This window comes from Thermostichus sp. OS-CIW-31, from assembly GCF_054060305.1.
This window is the reverse complement of sequence record NZ_JBSSDA010000023.1, coordinates 1-20,577: the sequence shown is the minus strand read 5'-3', so window position 1 is coordinate 20,577 and position 20,577 is coordinate 1. Positions and strand designations below refer to the sequence as shown.

Annotated in this window: 18 protein-coding genes; 5 read left to right on the top strand and 13 right to left on the bottom strand. The window is 58.7% G+C overall.

Annotated features, from left to right (window positions below):
- Positions 1-136 precede the first annotated feature (136 nt).
- Positions 137-2,137 carry a transketolase gene (gene tkt / locus ACVWY9_RS12170; RefSeq protein WP_414407544.1) on the top strand — a complete coding sequence of 667 codons (2,001 nt, stop codon included), beginning with the start codon at positions 137-139 and terminating at the stop codon, positions 2,135-2,137.
- A gap of 407 nt (positions 2,138-2,544) precedes the next feature.
- On the opposite strand, the gene ACVWY9_RS12165 is transcribed toward tkt, so the two are convergent.
- Positions 2,545-2,679 (bottom strand): hypothetical protein, encoded by a 135-nt coding sequence (locus ACVWY9_RS12165; RefSeq protein WP_414351941.1) that lies wholly within the window; start codon positions 2,677-2,679, stop codon positions 2,545-2,547.
- A gap of 178 nt (positions 2,680-2,857) precedes the next feature.
- Here ACVWY9_RS12165 and ACVWY9_RS12160 point away from each other — a divergent pair, with 178 nt between their 5' ends.
- Complete coding sequence (locus tag ACVWY9_RS12160) at positions 2,858-3,343, top strand: hypothetical protein (protein WP_414344337.1); 486 nt, start codon at positions 2,858-2,860, stop codon at positions 3,341-3,343.
- A gap of 339 nt (positions 3,344-3,682) precedes the next feature.
- On the top strand, positions 3,683-4,732 hold the full coding sequence (locus tag ACVWY9_RS12155) for a hypothetical protein (RefSeq protein ID WP_457388591.1): 1,050 nt from the start codon (positions 3,683-3,685) through the stop codon (positions 4,730-4,732).
- Between the two features lie 81 nt (positions 4,733-4,813).
- Here the strand turns inward: ACVWY9_RS12155 and ACVWY9_RS12150 are convergent, their stop codons facing one another.
- The 10 genes from ACVWY9_RS12150 to ACVWY9_RS12105 form a co-directional block, all read right to left on the bottom strand.
- Complete coding sequence (locus ACVWY9_RS12150; RefSeq protein WP_457388589.1) at positions 4,814-5,101, bottom strand: hypothetical protein; 288 nt, start codon at positions 5,099-5,101, stop codon at positions 4,814-4,816.
- 27 nt (positions 5,102-5,128) lie between these two features.
- Positions 5,129-5,746: a hypothetical protein gene (locus ACVWY9_RS12145; RefSeq protein WP_457388587.1), complete on the bottom strand. Its 618-nt coding sequence runs from the start codon at positions 5,744-5,746 to the stop codon at positions 5,129-5,131.
- A 21-nt stretch (positions 5,747-5,767) separates the two neighbouring features.
- On the bottom strand, positions 5,768-7,597 hold the full coding sequence (locus ACVWY9_RS12140; protein ID WP_414407100.1) for a proline--tRNA ligase: 1,830 nt from the start codon (positions 7,595-7,597) through the stop codon (positions 5,768-5,770).
- A gap of 126 nt (positions 7,598-7,723) precedes the next feature.
- A complete protein-coding gene (gene infB, locus ACVWY9_RS12135) occupies positions 7,724-10,888 on the bottom strand; it encodes a translation initiation factor IF-2 (RefSeq protein WP_457388585.1) in 3,165 nt (1,054 codons plus the stop codon).
- Positions 10,889-11,284: 396 nt separating this feature from the next.
- Positions 11,285-11,575, bottom strand: coding sequence for a YlxR family protein (locus ACVWY9_RS12130; protein ID WP_011432759.1), 291 nt, complete (start codon positions 11,573-11,575; stop codon positions 11,285-11,287).
- Positions 11,576-11,619: 44 nt separating this feature from the next.
- Entirely contained in the window at positions 11,620-12,639 is a 1,020-nt protein-coding gene (locus ACVWY9_RS12125) for an HD domain-containing phosphohydrolase (protein ID WP_457388582.1), read from the bottom strand.
- 794 nt (positions 12,640-13,433) lie between these two features.
- Entirely contained in the window at positions 13,434-14,303 is an 870-nt protein-coding gene (locus tag ACVWY9_RS12120) for a prohibitin family protein (RefSeq protein WP_148202707.1), read from the bottom strand.
- A 47-nt stretch (positions 14,304-14,350) separates the two neighbouring features.
- Complete coding sequence (locus tag ACVWY9_RS12115) at positions 14,351-14,635, bottom strand: hypothetical protein (RefSeq protein WP_041436379.1); 285 nt, start codon at positions 14,633-14,635, stop codon at positions 14,351-14,353.
- Positions 14,632-15,198, bottom strand: coding sequence for a thylakoid membrane photosystem I accumulation factor (locus tag ACVWY9_RS12110; protein WP_457388580.1), 567 nt, complete (start codon positions 15,196-15,198; stop codon positions 14,632-14,634). Before ACVWY9_RS12110 ends, ACVWY9_RS12115 begins: the two co-directional genes overlap by 4 nt.
- Before the next feature lie 133 nt (positions 15,199-15,331).
- Positions 15,332-16,510, bottom strand: a complete 1,179-nt coding sequence (locus ACVWY9_RS12105) for a TRC40/GET3/ArsA family transport-energizing ATPase (protein WP_414332153.1) — start codon at positions 16,508-16,510, stop codon at positions 15,332-15,334.
- A gap of 480 nt (positions 16,511-16,990) precedes the next feature.
- Here ACVWY9_RS12105 and psbQ point away from each other — a divergent pair, with 480 nt between their 5' ends.
- Entirely contained in the window at positions 16,991-17,389 is a 399-nt protein-coding gene (gene psbQ / locus ACVWY9_RS12100; RefSeq protein WP_457388577.1) for a photosystem II protein PsbQ, read from the top strand.
- 361 nt (positions 17,390-17,750) lie between these two features.
- On the opposite strand, the gene ACVWY9_RS12095 is transcribed toward psbQ, so the two are convergent.
- Both ACVWY9_RS12095 and ACVWY9_RS12090 read right to left on the bottom strand, forming a co-directional pair.
- On the bottom strand, positions 17,751-18,632 hold the full coding sequence (locus ACVWY9_RS12095; RefSeq protein WP_011432767.1) for a Tab2/Atab2 family RNA-binding protein: 882 nt from the start codon (positions 18,630-18,632) through the stop codon (positions 17,751-17,753).
- Positions 18,633-18,650: 18 nt separating this feature from the next.
- Positions 18,651-19,127, bottom strand: coding sequence for a VOC family protein (locus ACVWY9_RS12090; protein WP_457388575.1), 477 nt, complete (start codon positions 19,125-19,127; stop codon positions 18,651-18,653).
- A 299-nt stretch (positions 19,128-19,426) separates the two neighbouring features.
- On the opposite strand from ACVWY9_RS12090, the gene ACVWY9_RS12085 reads away from it, so the two are divergent.
- A complete protein-coding gene (locus ACVWY9_RS12085) occupies positions 19,427-20,566 on the top strand; it encodes an energy transducer TonB (RefSeq protein WP_457388573.1) in 1,140 nt (379 codons plus the stop codon).
- Positions 20,567-20,577: the final 11 nt, after the last annotated feature.

The following is a 20,577-nucleotide window of genomic DNA, read 5'->3' as shown; positions in this document are numbered from 1 at the left end:
CAGCTTAGCCTGCCATTTGGCCCCGTTGGAATTTGGACAAAGCCAATTTCCCGGCCCAATTGATCCCTAGCGCCTCGGAAGCAAGACCCAAAACACGGCATACTGGAAAGCAAATGTCGAGCGATAGGGATCCCACATGGTTGTTGCTGCTCCTCCCTCTCTGGAACAACTTGCCATCAATACGATTCGCTTTTTGGCGGTGGATGCTGTTCAGAAGGCCAACTCCGGCCACCCTGGCCTGCCGATGGGAGCAGCACCCATGGCCTATGTGTTGTGGCAGCAGTTCATGAAGTTCAACCCCCGCAACCCCAAGTGGGTGGATCGGGATCGCTTTGTGCTCTCGGCGGGGCACGGCTGCATGCTGCAGTACGCGCTGCTGCACCTAACCGGCTTCGATGTAAGCCTGGAGGACATTAAGCAGTTCCGCCAGTGGGGCTCCAAAACCCCCGGCCACCCGGAAAACTTTGAAACTCCGGGGGTGGAGGTGACCACCGGCCCGCTGGGGCAAGGGGTGGGCAATGCGGTAGGGTTGGCCATTGCCGAGGCCCATCTGGCCGCCCGCTTCAACAAGCCCGGTTACACCATTGTGGATCACTACACTTACGTGATCTTGGGCGATGGCTGCAACATGGAAGGGGTGGCTTCTGAAGCAGCTTCTCTGGCCGGCCACCTGCAACTGGGCAAGCTGATCATGCTTTACGACAGCAACCACATCTCCATCGACGGCAGAACGGAAATCGCCTTTACGGAAGATGTGGGCAAACGCTATGAAGCCTACGGCTGGCATGTGCAAAAAGTAGAGGATGGCAACCACGACTTGAAAGGGATCGCCGAGGCCATCCAGAAAGCCAAGGAAGTCACCAACAAGCCGTCCTTGATTATTGTCGAGACCACCATCGGCTACGGATCCCCCAACAAGGCCGGCAGCGAGAGCGTCCATGGGGCACCCCTGGGGCCGGAAGAGGTGAAGCTCACCAAACAAAACCTGGGCTGGCCGCTGGAGCCGGAGTTTTACATTCCCGACGAGGTGCTGGCCCACTTCCGCCAGGCCATCGAGAAAGGGGCCAAAGCCGAAGCGGAGTGGAACGAGCGCTTCGCCGCCTACGAGAAGGCTTACCCCGAAGAGGCCGCCGAGTTCAAGCGCATCATGGCCGGGGAGCTGCCGGTGGGCTGGAAAGAAGCGCTGGCCCCCATTGCCGAAACCGGCAGAGAATCCACCCGCAACCTCTCCAAGTTTTGTCTGAATGCCTTGGCCAAAGCGGTGCCGGAACTGCTGGGGGGATCCGCAGATCTCGCCCACTCCAACATGACCTATTTAAAAGGGATCCCAGAGTTTCAGGCCGGATCTTACGAGGGGCGCAACTTCCGCTTTGGGGTGCGGGAACACGGCATGGGAGCCATCGCCAACGGCATGGCGCTTCATGGAGGCCTCATCCCTTACGACGCCACCTTTTTGATCTTCACAGACTACATGCGGCCTGCCATCCGCCTATCGGCCCTCTCGCAAGTGCGGGTGCTGCACGTCATGACCCACGACTCCGTCGCCTTGGGAGAAGATGGCCCCACCCACCAGCCCATTGAGACACTGGCTTCCCTACGGGCTATCCCCAACCTCTATGTGCTGCGCCCGGCGGATGCCCGCGAAACGGTGGGATCTTACCAGGTGGCCCTAGAAGCCAAGACCACCCCTTCTGTGCTGGTGTTCACCCGGCAGGCGGTCAACCCGGTGGAGGGCACCTCTGTTGAAGGCGTAGCCAAAGGGGCCTATGTGGTGGTGGATGCCCCCAACCCAGAGCTGATCTTGATCGCCACCGGCTCTGAACTGGAGCTGGCAGTGAAAGCTGCCGCCCAACTAAAGCAGGAAGGCCGGGCGGTGCGGGTGGTCTCTATGCCCTGCATGGAGCTGTTTGAGGCCCAGCCCCAGAGCTACCGCGATTCCGTTCTGCCCCCCAACGTCACCAAGCGCGTCTCCGTCGAGGCAGGCTGCACCTTCGGCTGGCACAAGTACCTGGGGTTTGAGGGGGTGGCCATTGGCATCGATCGCTTTGGCGCTTCCGCCCCCGGCCCGGTGTGTATGGAGAAGTTCGGCTTCACGGTGGAGAACGTGCTCAACACTGCCCGCCGGCTGCTGGGCTGAGGGCACTTTACCCCTTCCTCGGCGCTTTCAAGGGGCTCAGCAGGGATCCCTTCTCTGCTGGGCTTTTTTCCCTGTTGAGCCTGCTGCCCAGCGGCGTGACCCGGACAGGCGTAGCGAACCTCGCATCAACCAATCAGCAGGACTTCCAAAGCATCCGGATCTGCTTCTTTCTGTAGGGCAGCCATGGCGGAGAACGCAGTCGAGGGCGGCTTCCTGCCCCGCAGACAACACCTTTGCCTTGAGGACATCTTCAACCATGGCGGGGATGATCCTTGAAGGCAAGTTGGAAGTCGAGCAGGCTGCCACCATCGCCTTGAAATCGCCTTGAAGAAGAAACTTTGGCTTCCGCCGCCGTGCTGAGGTGCTTGTGCCGGCTGCAGACACAAACAGCTTTGCCTACTGTTTGCCTACTGTAGGAACCCCGCCAGTAAAATCACCGCGGCTCCCACGGCAGCCAAAATCGTCAGCGCCCGGCCCGCGTCGGCACTGCCCTTCCACGAGAAGTTTTTCTCCGACTTTTTCGGTTCTGCTGGCATGGCCATGCCTCCCTTTGCATTGCCAACTCTAACTTAACTTCCCCCCCACGGGATCTTAGCTGGTTGGGGCATACCCTGGAAAAAACAGCAGCCATCTGGCCCGGCCAGCCGTTTTTGGGAACAATACAAGCAGGCAAGGGATCCAACTCCCACCAGTCTGGAAGCACATCCTGAGGCGAAAGCCATGAGCTATGCAGAACGGAGCAAAAGAATGGTTTTGACGTTGGCGACTCTGCTGGGCGGCTGGGTTGGCGGAGGGTTGTTGCAGGGATCCCTCTGGGTTGCCGCTCAGCCCACCTTCCAAACCGTGCCGTTGCCGCGCTTACCGGTGGGTGTCGATCAATTGGTTTTTGATCGCCCAGTGGCCCGCTTCAACCCCGACCTGCCGGCAGAGCTGGTGATCCGCAATCGCACCGGTCTGCCTTTGGAATACGGCTTTACCGATCCCCGCCAGAAAGTCTCGGAACTGCCTGCCGGCGAAACGTTGCGCCTGAGCAACCTGTTGATCCCCAATTGCATGGCCATCAACACGCCGATGTTGGCTCCTGTGGGCTACCAGGTGAGCGTGGATTCTTTCAACGTGATCACTGTAGAAGTGCGCCTGGTCAACGATGTCTCCGGCGACCACTGCCTCGATCTGCAAGCGACAGGGGCTATTTTTGTGAATTGAGATGAGCTGATACCCATCGATTACCCATCGAACACAAGTTAAGTCAAATCCTTCAAAGGGATCCCTTACATTCTCACCTACAGTCATCTTCTGGATTTTGCCAGGATGGACATGGGATCCCACACGGTAGATGGCAGTTGACTTTGCCCGGTTTTGACGCTGGGATTGAGTCTATTGGAGAGCCGATCAGAGGTTTAGGCGTATCGACAGGGGCCATCCCCTGTGACAGGATTCGAACAGGATATCGAGGCCGATGTTCTGCCGGACTCTGTTTAGCCTTTCTCTGGGCTTGTTGCCTGTGTAGTCTGTCTGTACTCTATCTTTTTCTTGGATGGTCTCATGAGCGATAACTTGTATTCCTGGTTTCCCCGGGCCTTGGTGATCGGTGCTGCGGTTGTGGGGTTGTCGAGCTTGCCTGCAAGGGCTCAGCAAATTACGGATCCCAGCCCAGCTCAAGCGGCCACCAATGTTGAGCCCACCTCGCCAATCTCGGCTTCTTTTCGCAGCCAAGATGGAGTCAGCGTGCGTCCGGAAACGGTGAGGGTTTTCCTGGATGGCCAAGACGTCACTTCCCAGTCGGTGATTACCCGCGATTTCTTCACCTATCGCCCTGGCCAACCCCTGCCGCCGGGGCGTCGGGAAGTCTTGCTGGAGTTCACCAATACCCAGGGGGTGACCCGCCGCGTGACTTGGAGCTTCACTGTGGGCAGCCCTGTCCGCGCTTCCATCGACCTGGTGGATCACAATGCCGGCAGTCGCCCCTTGGCAGCCGGGGAAATCCTGCTGGTTACCGTCAAAGGCACTCCTTCCAGCCGGGTAACGGTTTACCTCATCCAAGATGGACGGCAAGTGCAAACCCTGCCGGCTCAGGAAGTCTCCAGCGGCACCTATGTGGTGAATGCCCTAATCGAGGCGAAGGATACCACCCGTGAGGGGATCGTCGTCGCCCGCTTGGAAAATGGCGGCCAAGTGCGCTTCATGACCGCCGAACAACCGGCCCGCCTGATCGAAGGGGCCACCGGGGGCATCCAGCGGCTGACCACCCAAGAGGTTTCCGCCACGGTCAGCGCCCCCGGCCCACTCTTGCCTCAGATCACCAACCTGCGGGATGGGGATCGGGTTTCCGGCTCTTCGTTTACGCTGCAGGGCACTACAGCTCCCAATGCTTCGGTGCGGGTGAATGTAACGGCTTCTACTTCTCTGGGCGGCATCATCAGCGCCCAACAGACCGTGACCAACCAAACGGTGCAGGCAGATGCCCAGGGCCGTTTCACAATCACCGTTCGACCTCCCATTCCGGCCTCTGGCACGGTGTATCAGGTGAATCTCACGGCCACTTCCGGCAACCAAACCAGCCCAACGGTAACCCTGCGCCTTACCCAGCAGTAGGGGTTCAAGGGATCCCAATCCATCCCGATAGCCTTCCCCCCACCCATCAAGGGATCTGGGCAGCCTTCCATGTCCAGCAGTTCAGACTTCCCTCTCTTCTCCGGGAGAGGGGCTGGGGGTGAGGGCCTTATCGTTTTCCATTGCCAGGGATCCCTTGCCGGCTTGTAGGGGAGTTTTGGATAGAGGAGACTGCATTTGCCAGCGCCACAGGATCCCGGCCATGATCAAGGTGGGCAAAACGATCATCCCGACCACCACTGGCATTTGCTCCGGCAAGGCCAAGTAAGGGCCACCATACTTGATGGCTGTGCTGATCCCGGCAGCAGCCAGCATCAACTTCAGGGCAAACCAGACTGTTTTTCGATCCATGACTTACTTTTAATTCACGCTTTTAATTCACGATTGGCTAGGGTTGCTGACCATGGCAGTGAGAATGCCGGCAATGGTTTCCAGCTCCTCAGGTACTCGATACAGCGTTAAGTCTTGTTTGATCATCTGCTGATGGGCAAGAATTTGTCCGAACTGCCAGATAGACCCCATCGTCACTGCACCGTAGATCTGAGCCTGCTGCTCCACCTGCGCCAGGGCAATCATTTCTACAGCCATTTGCACAAAGGCCCGCGTTAGATCGTCCTTTTTGGCTTCAACCACCAGCAGGATGTTCTTCCCTCGCAACAGATAATCGAGGCTGCCCTTCAACCAATTGTTGACCATCAGGGGATACTCCAGCCGCAAAGGAACTCGACAATGGAGAGCCACTTCGGTCAGCACAGGAGCCACCAGCAATTCCCGCCGCGCTGTTTCGCTGGTGAGGCTAACCAAAGGTAACAATTGTCGGATCCGATCTTTCAAAACTGGGGTTTGCGGCGGCGCAGGGGCAACAGGCCATGTCCACTCCCCAATTTCCAGTCGATAGCCAAACTGAGCCAAGATTTCATCCGGCTCGTAGGGCATCTCAAAATAAGAGCGAAAAGTATAGGATTCGTCTTCTTTAAGAATGGAGATGTTCAGCATGGAGTTCAGGAGAAACCACGCTCAGTCTGGCACAGCTAGGGCTGCTTCAATCCGCTCTTTCAGGGTGGTCACCACTTCTTCAATGGGAATTTCCGTGGCTTGGCCGCTGGCCCGCTCGCTGAGTTCCACCTTGCCTTGTTTGAGGCTGCGCCCCGTGGTGAGGCGATAGGGGATCCCGATGAGATCTGCATCCTTGAACTTGACGCCGGCCCGCTCGTCCCGGTCATCCCAGAGGGTCTCGATGCCGGCAGCAGCGAGATCTTGCACCAGTTTCTCTGCCACGCTCATCTGCTCGGCGTCGGAGATGTTGGGCACCACCACCACTACGTGATAGGGGGCAATGGCCACGGGCCAGATGATCCCGTTGGCATCGTGGGACTGTTCCACCGCCGCCTGGGCCAAGCGGGATACCCCAATGCCATAACAGCCCATCCAGAGGGGCTGCTCGGATCCCTGTTCGTCGGTAAAGGTGGCCCGCATTGGCAGCGAGAACTTGAGGCCTAGCTGAAAGATATGGCCGATCTCGATGCCACGGGCCGTTTCCAGGATCTGGTCGGGGTTGAGCAAACACCGATCCCCCGCCTGTGCCTTGCGCACATCCACCACTTCCGGCAGGGGATATTGCTCGCCCCAGTTGGCCCCCACCACGTGCTGCCCCACCTGGTTGCCGCCGGTTACGAAGTTCTGCAGCAGGGCTGCCGTCTGGTCGGCCAAGCGCAGGATCTGGGGGGCAAGGTTTTTTTGCCGGCCCAGACAGCTATCCGGCAAGTCGGGGGCAATGTAGCCCACCGGGATGGGATCCCCCTGCCAACTGTTTTGGATCTCGGCATCGGCCAAGGCGAGCTTGAGCAATTTGCTGGCTTGGTAGCGCTCTGCCAGGCGGCTGAGGTGGTTGGCCAGTTTGACCTCGTTGACTTCTTGATCCCCACGGATGCTCAGTAGCACTGCCACCCGCAGGCCGTTGTCGTAGAGGGCTTGGTAGAGGACGTTTTTAACGATCAGGGTAGAGGAGATTTTTAGGAAAGCGGCCAGCTTCTCGATGGTTTCGGTTCCCGGCGTATCCAGAACCTGGAAGGCGGTGTAGGGAGACTCTGCCGCTGGCGGCGGGATGGAGACGGCCTTCTCCACATTGGCAGCATAGGAGCCATCGGGCGTGTAGAGAATCTCATCTTCTCCGGCAGAGGCCAGCACCATAAACTCCTGCGAGGCCGCCGATGGCCCCCCGATCGCCCCGGCATCAGCATCCACCACGCGAAACTCCAGCCCACAGCGCCTGAGGATGCGGCTATAGGCTCGGTACATATCCTGGTAGGTCTGGCGCAGGCTTTCCTCGTTGGCATGGAAGGAGTAGGCGTCTTTCATGATGAACTCCCGCCCTCGCATCAGGCCAAAGCGGGGTCGAATCTCATCCCGGAACTTGGTCTGGATCTGGTAGAGCGTCTGCGGCAACTGGCGATAGGAGCGGATGAGATCCCGGGCCAGCAAGGTGATCACCTCCTCATGGGTGGGGCCTAGGGCCTGCTCACGTCCCTGGCGATCCTTAAGGGCAAACATGATCCCTTCCGCCTGGGTGTACACCTCCCAGCGGCCCGACTCCCGCCAGATCTCTGCCGGCTGCAGCTGGGGCAAAAGACACTCCTGAGCGCCGATGGCGTTCATCTCCTCCCGGACAATCTCCGAGATCTTTTGCAGCACCCGCCAGAGGAGCGGCAGATAGGTGTAGATCCCTGGGGAGAGCCGCCGGATAAAGCAGCCCCGCAGCAGCAATTTGTGGCTGGGCAGCTCGGCCTCAACGGGATCCTCCCGCAGCGTTACAAACAGCATCTGGCTCAGTCTCTGGCTCTGTTGCATCCATTCCCCCCTCTGAGGACTCCGTCCCGCTTACGCGATCAGCTCAAATTTTCCCTCCCTGTCTGGGATCCTCTGCCCGAGAACACAGGCCTGACCGGCAGGCCAACCTGAAGTGCCTTGATGAAGCTAGACAGAGGCCAGCGTCCGCCGCTTGGTGACCATCTGGTACACCTCGATGATGTCGCCTTCCTGCCAGGATTGGAACTTGTCGATGCCGATCCCACACTCGAAGCCCGCAGCCACTTCCCGCACATCGTCCTTGAAGCGCTTCAGGGAGTCTAGACGTCCCTCGTAAACTACCTCCCCTCTGCGGCGAACTCGCACCAGAGCATTGCGCTGCACCTTGCCCGAGAGCACATAGCTGCCGGCAACCGCACCGCGCCCGATGGGGATCACCATGCGCACCTCCGCCTGACCCAGCGGCTCCTCTACTTCTTCCGGCTCCAGCAGGCCCTCCATGGCCGCCCGCAGATCGTCCAGCAGGTTGTAGATGATGTCGTACTCCCGCACATCCACGCCCTTGTCATCGGCAGCCTGGCGGGCGCCGGGGGCCAGGGTGGTGTTGAAACCGAGGATGATGGCGTCGCTGGCCGCAGCCAAATCCACATCGGTTTCCGTGATCTCGCCAGGGGCCGCCAGCAGAACCCGCAACTGGACTTCCTCTTGGGGCAAATCCCGCAGCGCTGTCTGAATGGCCTCGGCGGATCCCTGGACATCCGTCTTGATGATCAAGTTCAACTCCTTGAGCTGACCTTCTTGGGCTTTGGCGGAAACGCTACCCAAGCTCACGCGACGAGACAGCAGCGCCTGTTGTAGACGGGTTTGCCGCAGCACCTCCGCCCGCTCTTGGGCAATGCGACGGGCCTCTTTTTCGTCGGTGTAAACCTGAAACTCATCCCCGGCTGCCGGGACTTCATCCAGGCCTAGCAGTTGTACCGCCGAAGAGGGCCCGGCTTCTTGCAACCGCTGGCCGCGATCGTCCATCATCGCTTTGACCCGACCCAGAACGGCCCCGGCCACCAGGGTGTCTCCGACCCGCAGAGTGCCATTTTGCACCAAGAGGGTAGCCACCGGCCCGCGGGCTTTGTCCAAGTGGGCCTCGATCACCGTGCCGCGAGCGGGACGATTGGGGTTGGCCTGCAGCTCCGCCACATCGGCCACCAATAGGATCATCTCCAGCAGAGCATCCAGGTTACGGCGGGTGAGAGCGCTCACCTCCACCATCGGGGTATCCCCACCCCACTCCTCTGGCAATAGGCCGTGCTCCGCCAACTGCTGCTTGATGCGCTCTGGCTGGCTGCCGGGCTTGTCGATCTTGTTGATGGCCACGATGATCGGCACCTGAGCCGCCCGCGCATGGCTGATCGCTTCCAGAGTTTGCGGTTGTACCCCATCGTCGGCGGCCACCACCAGAACCGCGATGTCGGTAACGCGGGCTCCTCGGGCACGCATGGCGGTAAAAGCCTGGTGGCCGGGAGTATCCAGGAAAACGATGCGCCGCTTCTGGCCTTCAAAGTCCACATCCACATGGTAGGCACCGATGCGCTGGGTGATCCCGCCAGCCTCTCCCTGGGCCACTTTGGTGTCGCGGATGGCATCGAGGAGGGTGGTTTTGCCGTGATCCACATGGCCCATGATAGTCACCACCGGCGGACGCGAGACCAGATGGTCGATGTCCTCCACATCCAGCATTTCGGTTTTTTTGGCCTCGGGTTCTGCCTCGGGTCGGCGAATCTCATAGCCCAACTCTTTGGCCACCGACTCGGCCAGCGATTCATCCAGGACTTGGTTGATGGTCACCATCACCCCTTTGAAAAAGAGGGTTTTGATGATCTCGGTTTCGGCCACACGCAGGCGGTGGGCCAATTCCTGAACGGTGAGGCTGCCATCCAAGAGCAACACCTTCTCTTCGGGCAAGGGCTCTGTCCCGCTGGCGCGATCGGCAGCACCAGCTTCAGCGGAGGTGGGTTGCTGCTGCGAACGAGCAGCAGGGCGGGGGCGGGCAGGGGGAGCAGCCGTTGCCACGGGTGGGCGATAGGAAGGAGGCTTGGCGGTGGGGCGAGCCAAGGGCTTGAGGGCGTTCAGCTCAGCCTGCTTGACCGCTGAAATGATGGTCATGGGATCCAAATCCAAACCATCTCCATCTCCTTCCCCCCGTCTCCGACTGCGTTTGCGTTTGGCTTGGACGCGGGCAGCCCGCCGACTGAGAGCTTGTAGCTCGTCGTCCTCTTCTTCTTCCGTTTTGCGCTTGACCTTGGGTGGGGTAGGTCTTACGGGAGCCTCCGCCAACACTGGGCTGGGACGTTCCCCAGGGATTCTTTCTGGCAAGGGAGAGGCAGCATCTGGCTCAGGGGGAGCCGGCTTGGCCACAGGACGGGTAGGGGGCCCCACCAATTCCATCCGCCGCTGCGGACGAGGAGCTTCACCGACTTTGCTGCTGCTGACACTGTCTTCTTTGGTTGCCGGGGAGCGCGTGCCAGGGCGAACGGGTGCGCTCACCAGTTGTGGACGGGGGCGCTGCGCAGGTGGAGGAGAAGGAGCTTTTTCTTCCGCAGGCTGAGGAACGCGGGCGTGGCTGGGGGATGGTGCTTCTGAGGGGCTGGGGCGACTGAGCTCGGGAGCTTTTTGCGGCGGTTCAGGCCGCTCTGCCGGCAGTTCTGCCTCGGAGGTAGCTCGTCGAGGGGGGGTGAGCACAGTTGGGCGCTTGGCCACAGAACTGGGCTCGGAGCTGCTGGCTTTGGCTGCGGCAGGTTCAGGGCGAATGGGGGGGGGTGCCGGTTGAGAAGCCGTCCCCGGCTCTTGGGTGGCCTCAGACGAGCGGACAGGAGGGCTAACTTGCCGCCGCGGCGGGCCTATGAGCTGAGCACCACCAGCCGATCCCTTTTCGGGGGAGACTCGCTCAGGTCGAGACAGCGAGGGCTTGGCAGCCGGCAGAGTTTCAGCAGTCTTGGCTTCGCCAACTGGAGCTGGCTGCTGAGCGGGCGCGGGCCGACGAATGCCGACGATCGCGCTGGCGGTGCCGGGAACTTTCTGCTGAGGGCGCTCACCGACTTTGGCTTCAGCAGGAGGCTCCGGCGGCAGGCTTTCAGATGGGGGTTTGGGCCGGGGTCGAGGAGGTTTCACAATGTGGGGGGCGCCCAGCTTGCTGCGCACCAACTCAGCTTGCTCCGGAGAAATGGTGCTGCTGTGGGTTTTGAAAGGGATCCCCAGTTGCTCACAAACCTCCAGCACATCCCGACTGTCACGCCCCATCTCACGGGCAATATCATAAATTCGAACTTTATCGGTCATTCGTCTGCTAGCCTCTGCTCCTTTACTTCTCGTCAGTTTTACTATCCAAACTCAATGGGAACCAAGTTATTGGGTTGAGCCGAACCTTTCGGGCTTGCGGGGGCTTCCTCCGGCGCATCGAGAACAGCTCGGCAATCCTCCGGGGATCCGGCCTGAAGGGAACCCAGGTCTGAAGCTGCTCTGGCAACATCCACAGGGGACATCCAGTAAAGCAACCGAGGAAGAACGAGCAAATGTCAACAGCGCCTCCAGAATAACCTCTCTGCAGTTCATCCCACTTGGCCTCAGTTTTCCAGCCAACTCCCATTCTGACAGTTGAGAGGGGCTGCCGTGTGGTTCGCAACTTAGCGAACCTGAAGAGGCGCTTTGAATATCTTACCTACATTGGGAATACCTCTAAGGCTCAGGCTTTTGGAGGAGATGTCCCTGGGAATCTTGCTCAAGAGAATCCAGCAGCCGTTGGAACAACGAGTCAGGCACAGGTGCCTTGAGGGCTCGGTTTATCTGTTGCTTGCGCCGGGCTGCTTGCAGACATTCCAGCCGCCGACAGACATAGGCAGAGCGCCCCATACCCCCGCCCAAAAGCACTTGGTGGGAATCAAATTGCCTGACCAGCCGCCACAGTTGTGAGCGAGGAAACAACTGGCGACAGCCTACACAACGACGCAGCGGATCGGCACCCGGCAAAAGACTCTATCCTGCTGGTACACTACAAGCAAGCTCTATCCAGCCTACTCCAAATCTGGCGCCTGCGATCGCAGAAACTCAAAGAAATACTCCACCAACTGGGGATCCCGCCAACCCCTGTCTGTTTCTTCCCGCAAGATGCTTATGGCCTCTTGAACGGTGAACGCTCGCTTGTAAGGTCGCTCTGAGGTGAGGGCGTCGTAGATGTCGATGATCTGGAAGATACGGGCCACCAGAGGGATCTCTTCCCCCTTGAGGCCGTCGGGATAACCGCTGCCATCCCAACGCTCGTGGTGGTGACGGATGAGGGGCAACACCTCTTTCATGGTGCGCAGTGGGCGGCAGATTTGCTCCCCGATCAAGACATGGGATTTCATCACCTCCCACTCTTCCGGCGTATGCTTGCCTGTTTTACCCAAAATGGCATCGGGTATGCCCACTTTGCCGATGTCGTGCAGGTAACCTCCCCACATCAGCACCTTGATCAGGGGACGGGGCAGATGCAAAAACTCGCCGAAGCTCTTGGCCATTTGTGCCAGGCGCTCACAGTGATCCCCGGTGGTGGGATCCCGGCTTTCCACACTGCGGGCAATGGCGAACAGAACCTGAGCAGCATGATCCAAGTCTTCATTGAGGTGCTTTTGGCGAACGAGGGAACGCACCCGCGCCAACAATTCCGACTCGTCAAAGGGCTTGCTCAAGAAATCATCTGCCCCAGCTTCAATACCGCGCACGCGATTTTTGCGATCGCTGGCCGCTGTAATCAGCACCACCGGGATCAAACGCGTCTCGTCATTGGCTTTGATGCGCCGACAGACCTCGAACCCATCCAACCCCGGCATCATCACATCCAGCAAGATCAGATCCGGCTGGAAGGTTTTCAACATTTGCAGGGCTTGATTGCCGCTTTCGGCCTCGCTGACCCGATAGCCAATGCTCTGCAGCAGATCCCCCAGCAGCAGGCGGCTGTTGGGCTGATCATCGACGATCAAAAGATGACCGATCTCTGTCTCATCCGCCTCATCCGCAGAAGGTGTGACAGGGATCCCAACTGTCACGGGCATCTTGGGCATCTCGAGTTTGGCGAGTTGGGCACAGGAAAAGCTGGTCACTGCAGGATCTCAGTAGCAACACCTCTACGGTAATCCCATCAGAGAAAAAAGAGCATCAGGCTTTACACTGAGCTGCTCCGGGAAAGGGAAGGGTTTTCTGATACATTTACGCTGAACACTGCTGAACATCACTGTTCAACTATGCAGCGATAGCATTCTGTTTGTTTCCAAACAGAATGGCGGTATCCCGCAAAGCTTTGAGTAGAATACCCAAAGCGCAGTTTCCGTGTCGTCTTACTACCAATTTTCTGCTTTGCTTTGGCTACCATGTTGGCAGACTCGAAAGTAAACAGAAAGATCAACTGGTAGTAATCCGTACTGAACATATTATACATTATTTTCAGTATAGTTGAGCTTATTATTGACTAGAGTCATGCTCCCATCAACCCAGGGCTTTGTGAGCAATTGTACAAAGCCTAGATATCCTGGCAGCCTCCTTCTGTTTAGTCTGATACAGATGCTCCGGAGAGTGGATGCCCCAGTCAACTCCCCAGGCTCCTACGTCAGCTTGCCAGTTGAGTGTCGGGCCCGGTATTTGGCCCCCGGAGTACCGGAGAGTGCTGGGTTCTCTATGAATGCAAAATGAATGCAAAGGCCGAGAATTACGGCCCATCAAGAAATTAAGGGGCACAGCAGCAACACTTCTCTGGGAGAGGGGCTGGGGCTGATGGTCTGTTGAGAACGGGCTTGGAGTGGATGCACCTGAACTGGATGGATCCAATCCTAACTTGGGACTCTCGAATCGATTACTTGTTGAGAAAGTCCCCCAGATTGAGGATGGTGTTTTGCTCGCTGACGATGGCTTGGATGTCGTCGGGCAAGTTGCGGACATACTCGAGCTGGATGACGTTCGGGTTGCTGCGCAGCGCTTCCCCTTTGAGGGCGATGGCTTGGGCCTCACCGCTGGCTTTGACAATCATTCGTTGTTTGATGAGTTGAGCCTGCTCTACGCGAAACACTTCTCTTTGCTTCTCTTGCTCGGCAATTTGTTTGGCTTCGATGGCCGACTGAAACTCTTTGGAAAATTCCACATTGCGCAAGAGCAAGCTCTGCAGCACCAGCCCTTCTGGCTGCATTAGGCGAGAGAGCTCAGCGGCAATTTGTTCTTGGATTTCAGCTCGTTGCTCAGAATAAACGCCAATGGCCGAATAGCGGGCGATAACATTGCGCACCACGGCTTGGGAGGCGGGGCGAATAATTTTGTTCAGGTAATCGGGGCCTACATTGCGATGGATTTCGGGAACCCGATCCGGATCCAGGCGATAGCGCACCGAAACATCCAGATCCACCCGTTGCCCATCGGCAGTGAGAGCGGTGAGGGTATCGTCGGCTTTGACGCTGCGCTCTTCACTTCGGCTGGTCATGTTGTAGGTTTGGGTGCGCACATCGTAAAGGGTGGGGAACTGCAGCACCGGAATCAGCAGATGGATCCCCTCGCGGCGGGGAGTCATTTCCACTCCCGTGAGGCGGTTGAAGATGACGGCTTCGTAGCCGGGTTGGACAACCAGCAGACAACGGGGCAGGAGGGTCAGCAGCGCCAAAAGCAGGCCCAGCAGAGGCAGAAAGCGCGAAGTCTTGCGGTCAAGACTAAATGGTCTAGGGCGTCGCATGCGCATGGGCAAGGGCTCCGGGATCCGAGAGCTTTTCTATCCTAAGGGGTAGGCTAGCTCAGCACCCAGCGCTGCAGGGCAATGCCCAGCAGCAGGCCAAGGCCGCCGAAGCGCACCACCTGCCAAAAGGTAGCGGGGACAGGATTAAACACCTCTAGCACATAAGCCTGCAGGCGTTGCTCCAGTTGACTGGCTTCAGCTTGGATTTCGGCCCATTGTTCAGGGGAAAGCTGGGCTATGCGCTCCAATTCTCTGAGGTCGGCAAGACGAGCCTGGAGACTCTGGAGTTTTTCCTGCAGAGCCTCGAGAGGATCAAAGGGATCGGGATTGGCCGTCACGGCTGGGCCTTTGTGGGGGGGTAGGCTTGGGGAGAACGGGATCCGGCAAATCCGGTTTGGATCTCGTTGAAGGGTTTGGCTTTGATCAGCCCTGGGGGAACGGGATCCAACTTGAAGAGGGCGCGAATAGCGTTTTCCACCTCGGTGATGGGGCGGTTGCCGACGGATTGATAGACGATATTTCCCTCTGGGTCGAAGAGGAGGGTTTGAGGCACTTGTCCGGTGTAGTATTGGCCGCGCTCGTCGCCGGGCAGGAGGGAATCGACGGAATAGGGGATGAAATAGACCCCCAGCCCGTAGCGAACCTGCAGGTTGGCAATGGTGGCGGCGTATTTTTTGCAATCGCTACTGTCATCGATGTAATACACGAGGAGGGCCGGGATCCCTTGCTCTTTCGCCTGCTTCAAGGAAACGCGGGGGGGGATCATGCCGCCGTTGGCCCCGTAGAGGGCAAAGATGTTGCCATCGTAACGGTCGTCGTTGAGCAGAGCACTGGCGGGAGGGGAAAACCAACCTGTCAAAGTGATGAGCAGAGCCACCAGGAAGATACGAAGCAACAGCATGATCTCATCCTCTTCTGTGGAGGGATCCTCGGCGATCCATTTTTAGAAGTAGGGAACACCCTCATTGTGCCATCTGGCGCTGACGCTGCCCCGTTGCCGTTCAACACTGACGCAACCAAGAGCAGCTACAGGCTCAAGCGGCAAAATGAATGCGCAGGTAGTCTTCTTCCATCTTGGCGCGGGCCGGGGTCATGGCCGCTAAAGTCTGGGGCAGAACCAAGTTGCGGCGGTGGTTGCCGATGCGGATGTTCAGCTCATCCCCGGTTTTGGTCAATTCCACCTGCTCTTTCGGGATCCCGGGCAAGTAAAGATCCAGCCGGTACTGGCCGTTGTCGGTTACCACATTCAGGGTTTGCTCGGCATAGAGCACGTCCGCCGGGTTGCGATCCCCCCAGAGGTCTTTTTTCAGGCGGGCTAGGGCGTCCCATCCCACCAACTCCTCGGAGTACAGCGGGATCTCGAAGACCGGCAGGGGGGCAAAGTTTTCGTGGATTTCCTGGCGATATTTCTGTTGGGCTGCCTTCCAGGCGGCAAAGTAGGGATCCACCACTCCATCGGGCAAGATGCGGTTGGCAATCACCAAATCGGTGGCCACCCCGTAAAGGCTGAGGTAGGCGTGGGCCCGCAGCGATTCTTTGATCACCATCTTTTCGGGGTTAGTGACCAGCCGCACTGAGGTGATGCGGTTGTTGGTGAGGATGCGCTCCAGCCGCTCAATCTTCTGATAGAACTCATAAGGAGCATCCAGCACCTGGTCATTCGGCAGCGGGATCCCGGTCAGCCCCTTCACAATCGGCTCGGCAATAGGACGCAGCATTTGCGCCAGCCCCTGCAGGGGTTTGTAGAACCTGCGCATGTACCAGCCAGAAACATCCGGCAGGCTCAAGAGGCGCAGGGCCGTGCCTGTAGGGGCCGAGTCGATAATCAACACATCGAACTTGCCTTCGTCGTAATGGCGATTCACCCGCACTAGGGCAAAGATCTCATCCATCCCTGGCAAAATCGCCAGCTCCTGTGCCTGCACCCCATCTAGCCCTCGCGCCTGCAACACCTGGGTAATGTAGGTTTTGACGGATCCCCAATTCAGCTCCAGTTCGTTGAGGGCGTCCAGCTCCGCCCCCCAAAGGTTAGGTTTGACCTCGACCGGCTCATGGCCCAAGGGCTGATCGAAGCTATCGGCCAAAGAGTGGGCCGGATCTGTGCTCAGCACCAAAGTTTTCAGGCCAATCTCGGCACAACGCCAGCCGGTCGCCGCCGCCATCGAGGTTTTGCCGACTCCACCCTTGCCGGTCATGAGGATGATGCGTTGCATGAGAGTGCCATTTACATTGTTTTACATCCCTAGCCTAACCGATTTGCTGTGCTGATACATTCACGCTGAACTCTCCTGAACATGGTTCAGGAAAGAAGCGATCGCATCCTGCCTATCTCTGTTCGCGTCAGCGGGACGGAGTCCAAACAGGAAGGCGGTATCCCGCAAAGCCCTGAGGAATACCCCCCGAGCGCTTTCCCCCTTCACTTCCCGGCAACCGTTGCGGTGGACTCAAGGATCAGGGGGAAACTTGGTCTACTATATCCCCCTCAATGACTTTTGCCAAACCGCCTAAAGCTCAGTAAATTCAGCAAAGTTCAGGGTTTTGGGGGTTAGAGGCATGCTCTTCGAGAGGCAGCCAAGGGGCTGAGGTGCAGCCAGCGGGTAAACTATTCATTTGATTACCAAATGATTGCCAAAAAGCTGATAGCAATCATGGCCAAGAAGTCAAGCCTGTTGCAGGCATGTGGGAGGTATGTGATGATCTGTCGCTGGCGGAGTGTGTTGCTGGTTGCCATCCTGACATTGGGGCTGTGGCTGGGATCCCTTTCTGTGCAAGCGGCTGCTGGCCTGCCCCGAGAGCTGCAACAACTGGAGCAACAGGTAGAGCGGCTGCAAAGCCTGGTGGAGGCGGAGGACTGGTTGGAGATCCGCTCCTACATCCACGGGCCGATGGGACTCACTCGTAAGACCTTGACCGGCCTGGCGGCTACCCTGCCAGATAAACAAAAGCGGGAAGTGCTGCGCCTGGCTAAGGAGATGGGCCGCAGCTTAGAACAACTAGACTTTGCCGCTAAAGCCTATGACCAACCCGAGGTGGAGGCAGCCCAGGCCAAGGTGAGAAAGACCTTGCAGGCGCTGGAGGCTGTGTTTTCCTAGTGAGGATCCCTTCTCTCTTTGGCGACTTTGGCGATATGGTGGTTTCAAGTTAGGGTGAGACGCCTAGGCCACTGATCGCGCCAGCGGGACGGAGTCCTTGAAAAGCCTTCTGGCCCTGCGCATTCAAGGTTTTGGGTGCGGATGCAGGGCCCTAGTTTGAATCGAAAACGCAGTCATTTCAAGTAGTGTAGTCATTTTTTAAACAGGTAATGAAACATTTCTGTCGCATTGGTCTCTAACTCCCCTCTCCCTCTGGGAGAGGAGCTGGGGGTGGTCGCGGCAGCGGCGCGGAGCGTTTGGGGAGTGTCTCAATCTAGTTTGAAATGACTGTAATTTACAAACAGGCTGTAACGGCTGCTACTTACAGCGGATGTTGCATCAGCCAGAAGCCGGCGAAAGACTGGGCCCTAAGATCGGTTTGAATGGCAAGAAAGTGGAGCCCCTGGGCCTGCTGCTGGCGCTGGGCAAAGACTTCTGCCTCTGTTCGCAGTGTTTCATCTCTCAATTGTGCAAACAGATAACAATCGTTGAGGCCCGCCTCGAGCAGTAGCCGTCCGTCTGCCACACTCAAGTAGGCGGGTTCCATACCGCTCATCCAGGCTGCCATCGGCAAAGCCCGCTGCGAGGTAATCACCAAGCCGGGAATGAGGGTGCTCCGCACCACTGGTGCCAATGTGTCGGGCGTCAAAGTGTCCCAGGCAACCGGAAAAAGCTCGCCAAATTCTATCGGCCAGGCGTCGGCTTCCCGCAGATCCTCAGCTCGCAAGGTCACGAAGGCCCAGCGTTCTCCCTGCAACTTGTCCGGCAGACGGATGGGATCCGGCGGATCCGGATCCACAGGAGGTTCGGGGCTGTAGGTAAACTGAGTCTCTTGAGGGTAAACCTGCTCTGCCCGTTCTCGCATCCAAGCTTTGAGGGTGTAAACGCGACGACTGGGCAGCATCGGGATCCCAACCGCATCGCAGGCCCGTTGCAGGATGGAACTCATGCGGGCTCGAAACACACGAATGGCCGAGGGAGGCTGGGGAGCCGCTTCGAGGTAGCTCCGCAACTGTCGTGCCACCCAGGTGCTATTCACCTCTTGGTTACTGCAATACTGCGCTTGGCGAAACCGGCCGGTGGGATCGCATACCAACAGCTCCCAAACCCTTCGGTTCTGCTCATCCCGCAGGGGGACGGCGTTGAAATCCATCTGCCAGATAGGGCCGCGCGCAGGGCCAGAACGCAGGGGTTGAGTGGCCAAAGGTTCCTCCTGTTTGCACTACATGCCACTTGAGCGGGCCGGGGATCGTTCGCGCGAGCGGTGGGAAGCACTGTCCCCGACCAAGGCCAAGTCCCGCTCCCCGAAAATGGCGGAAGCGTTGCGGTAGTACTTAAACTCCAGCAGGTTATGGAAGGGATCCTGCAAAAAGAAGGTGCCATGCTCCAAGGGGGTGCCAACAAAGCGCCAGCGCGGCTCTTGATAAAAGGGCAAGGCTCGCTCCAGGGCACGGTCGGCCAGCGCCTGCCAATCCCCTTGGGTAGGGAAGATCAGGCCAAAATGACGAGGGTAGATGCCCCGCTGGGGCGTCAGCTCTTCGTGGGTGAGGTGGGCCACCAGTTGATGGCCGTACAGGTTAAAAATAACGGCAGCAGAGGTTTCTCGACCGATCTCACAGCCCAAGCCATCGCCGTAGTAGGCCTTGGCCAAGGCAATATCGGCAACTGGAAAGGCCAGATGAAAGCGGATGGGTTCCATAACGTCGCTCCTAAAAAGCCACCAAAACTGCCCCACCAGCCAACATCAGAGCCAGCACCCCGAGCTGTGGGGCTTTTCCCCGGCTAATGGGATCCCCGCTCTTTTCAAGGTAGGCGATCTTAGAGCTGCTGCAAGGTGGGATCCCTTCCCGAGCCCGAGATAGACTATACGCCTTTGCGCAGGAGTGCCAACTGCTCGGATGCTATAACACTAGCTAGTGTGTTACCCGCGTGGCCGAGTCTGCAACAGACAACTCGGTGTGTTGAGAGCGTTGAAGAAAGGAAAGGGCAATCTTGGCTATGACCAGCATCTGGATTGAGCAGCGCCGCCGCGAGGATGAATCTCGCAACTTTTTTTGGATGGTGGCGCTGTCGCTGCTGCTGCACGTGCTGGTGCTGCTGGGATTGCTCCACTTGGGGCGGCTTTGGCTCACTCGCGAGCCAGAACAAGAAGCCATTGAGTTTATCCTTCTGGATCCAGAAGATCTGCAGCCCCCAGAGGAAGCAGATCTGGTTTCAGAAGTTGATTCCCGCGATGGGGGTGAGCGGGTAGAAGCCCCTCCGTCTCAAGGCAGTCCACCTCAATCTCAGGCCGCCCCTCCCCAGGAGGCCCCTGCTCCTCCTCCGCCAAGACCCCAACCACCGCCACCGCCTGCCCCTGTTCCACCACCACCTGCCCCGGCTGCAGTTGCCCTGGCAACCCCAACTCCAACCCCTCCACCCAAGCCCACGCCTACCCCAACCCCCGCTCCCCCTCAGCCCACCGCGACCCCGACTGCGGCACCGCCCCCTCCCACGCCTGTCCCCAGACCTACTCCGACCCAAACTCCACCGCCTGTGGCGGCTGCTCCCTCCCCAAGGCCCACTCCCCCGCCAACTGCGGAGCCCTTGCCCATACAGCCAAGCGAGCGGGTTTCGGATCCCAGCCAATTGGCTCCCGTTCCGCCCGCTCCGCAACCGGTGACAGAGGTTCTTCCCGCCCAGCGGCCCTCTGACTCTTCCCAGTTGGGGCCTCCGGTCAGTGCCTCTGCTCCCAGCAATGGAGCCGGGATCCAGGGCAGTGGAGCTAGTGGATTGGCCAACCCCACCCAATCGGCTCCCAATCCCCCCAGTGTGGCAGCGCGGGCCGATGTGGATTGGGGCCCCTGGCTGGCCGCTTTGCAGCGGAAAGTGGAGCAAAATTGGATCCCTGGGCAGACCGGTACCTCGCGCCGCACAGTGGTGATCTTTACGGTGGGTCGAGCTGGCGATCTGCAGAGCATTCGCCTGGGGCGCACGTCCGGCAGCCAACAAACAGACGATGCAGCGCTGACAGCTATCCAGAGGGCAGCTCCCTTCCTGCCGCTGCCTGAGGCTTACGAGGGCAACTCGGTGACGATTAATTTCACCTTTGATATCAACGTGCTGGGCCAGTTGACTGTAGGGGGATCCGCCAAGTAAACTACCCGACC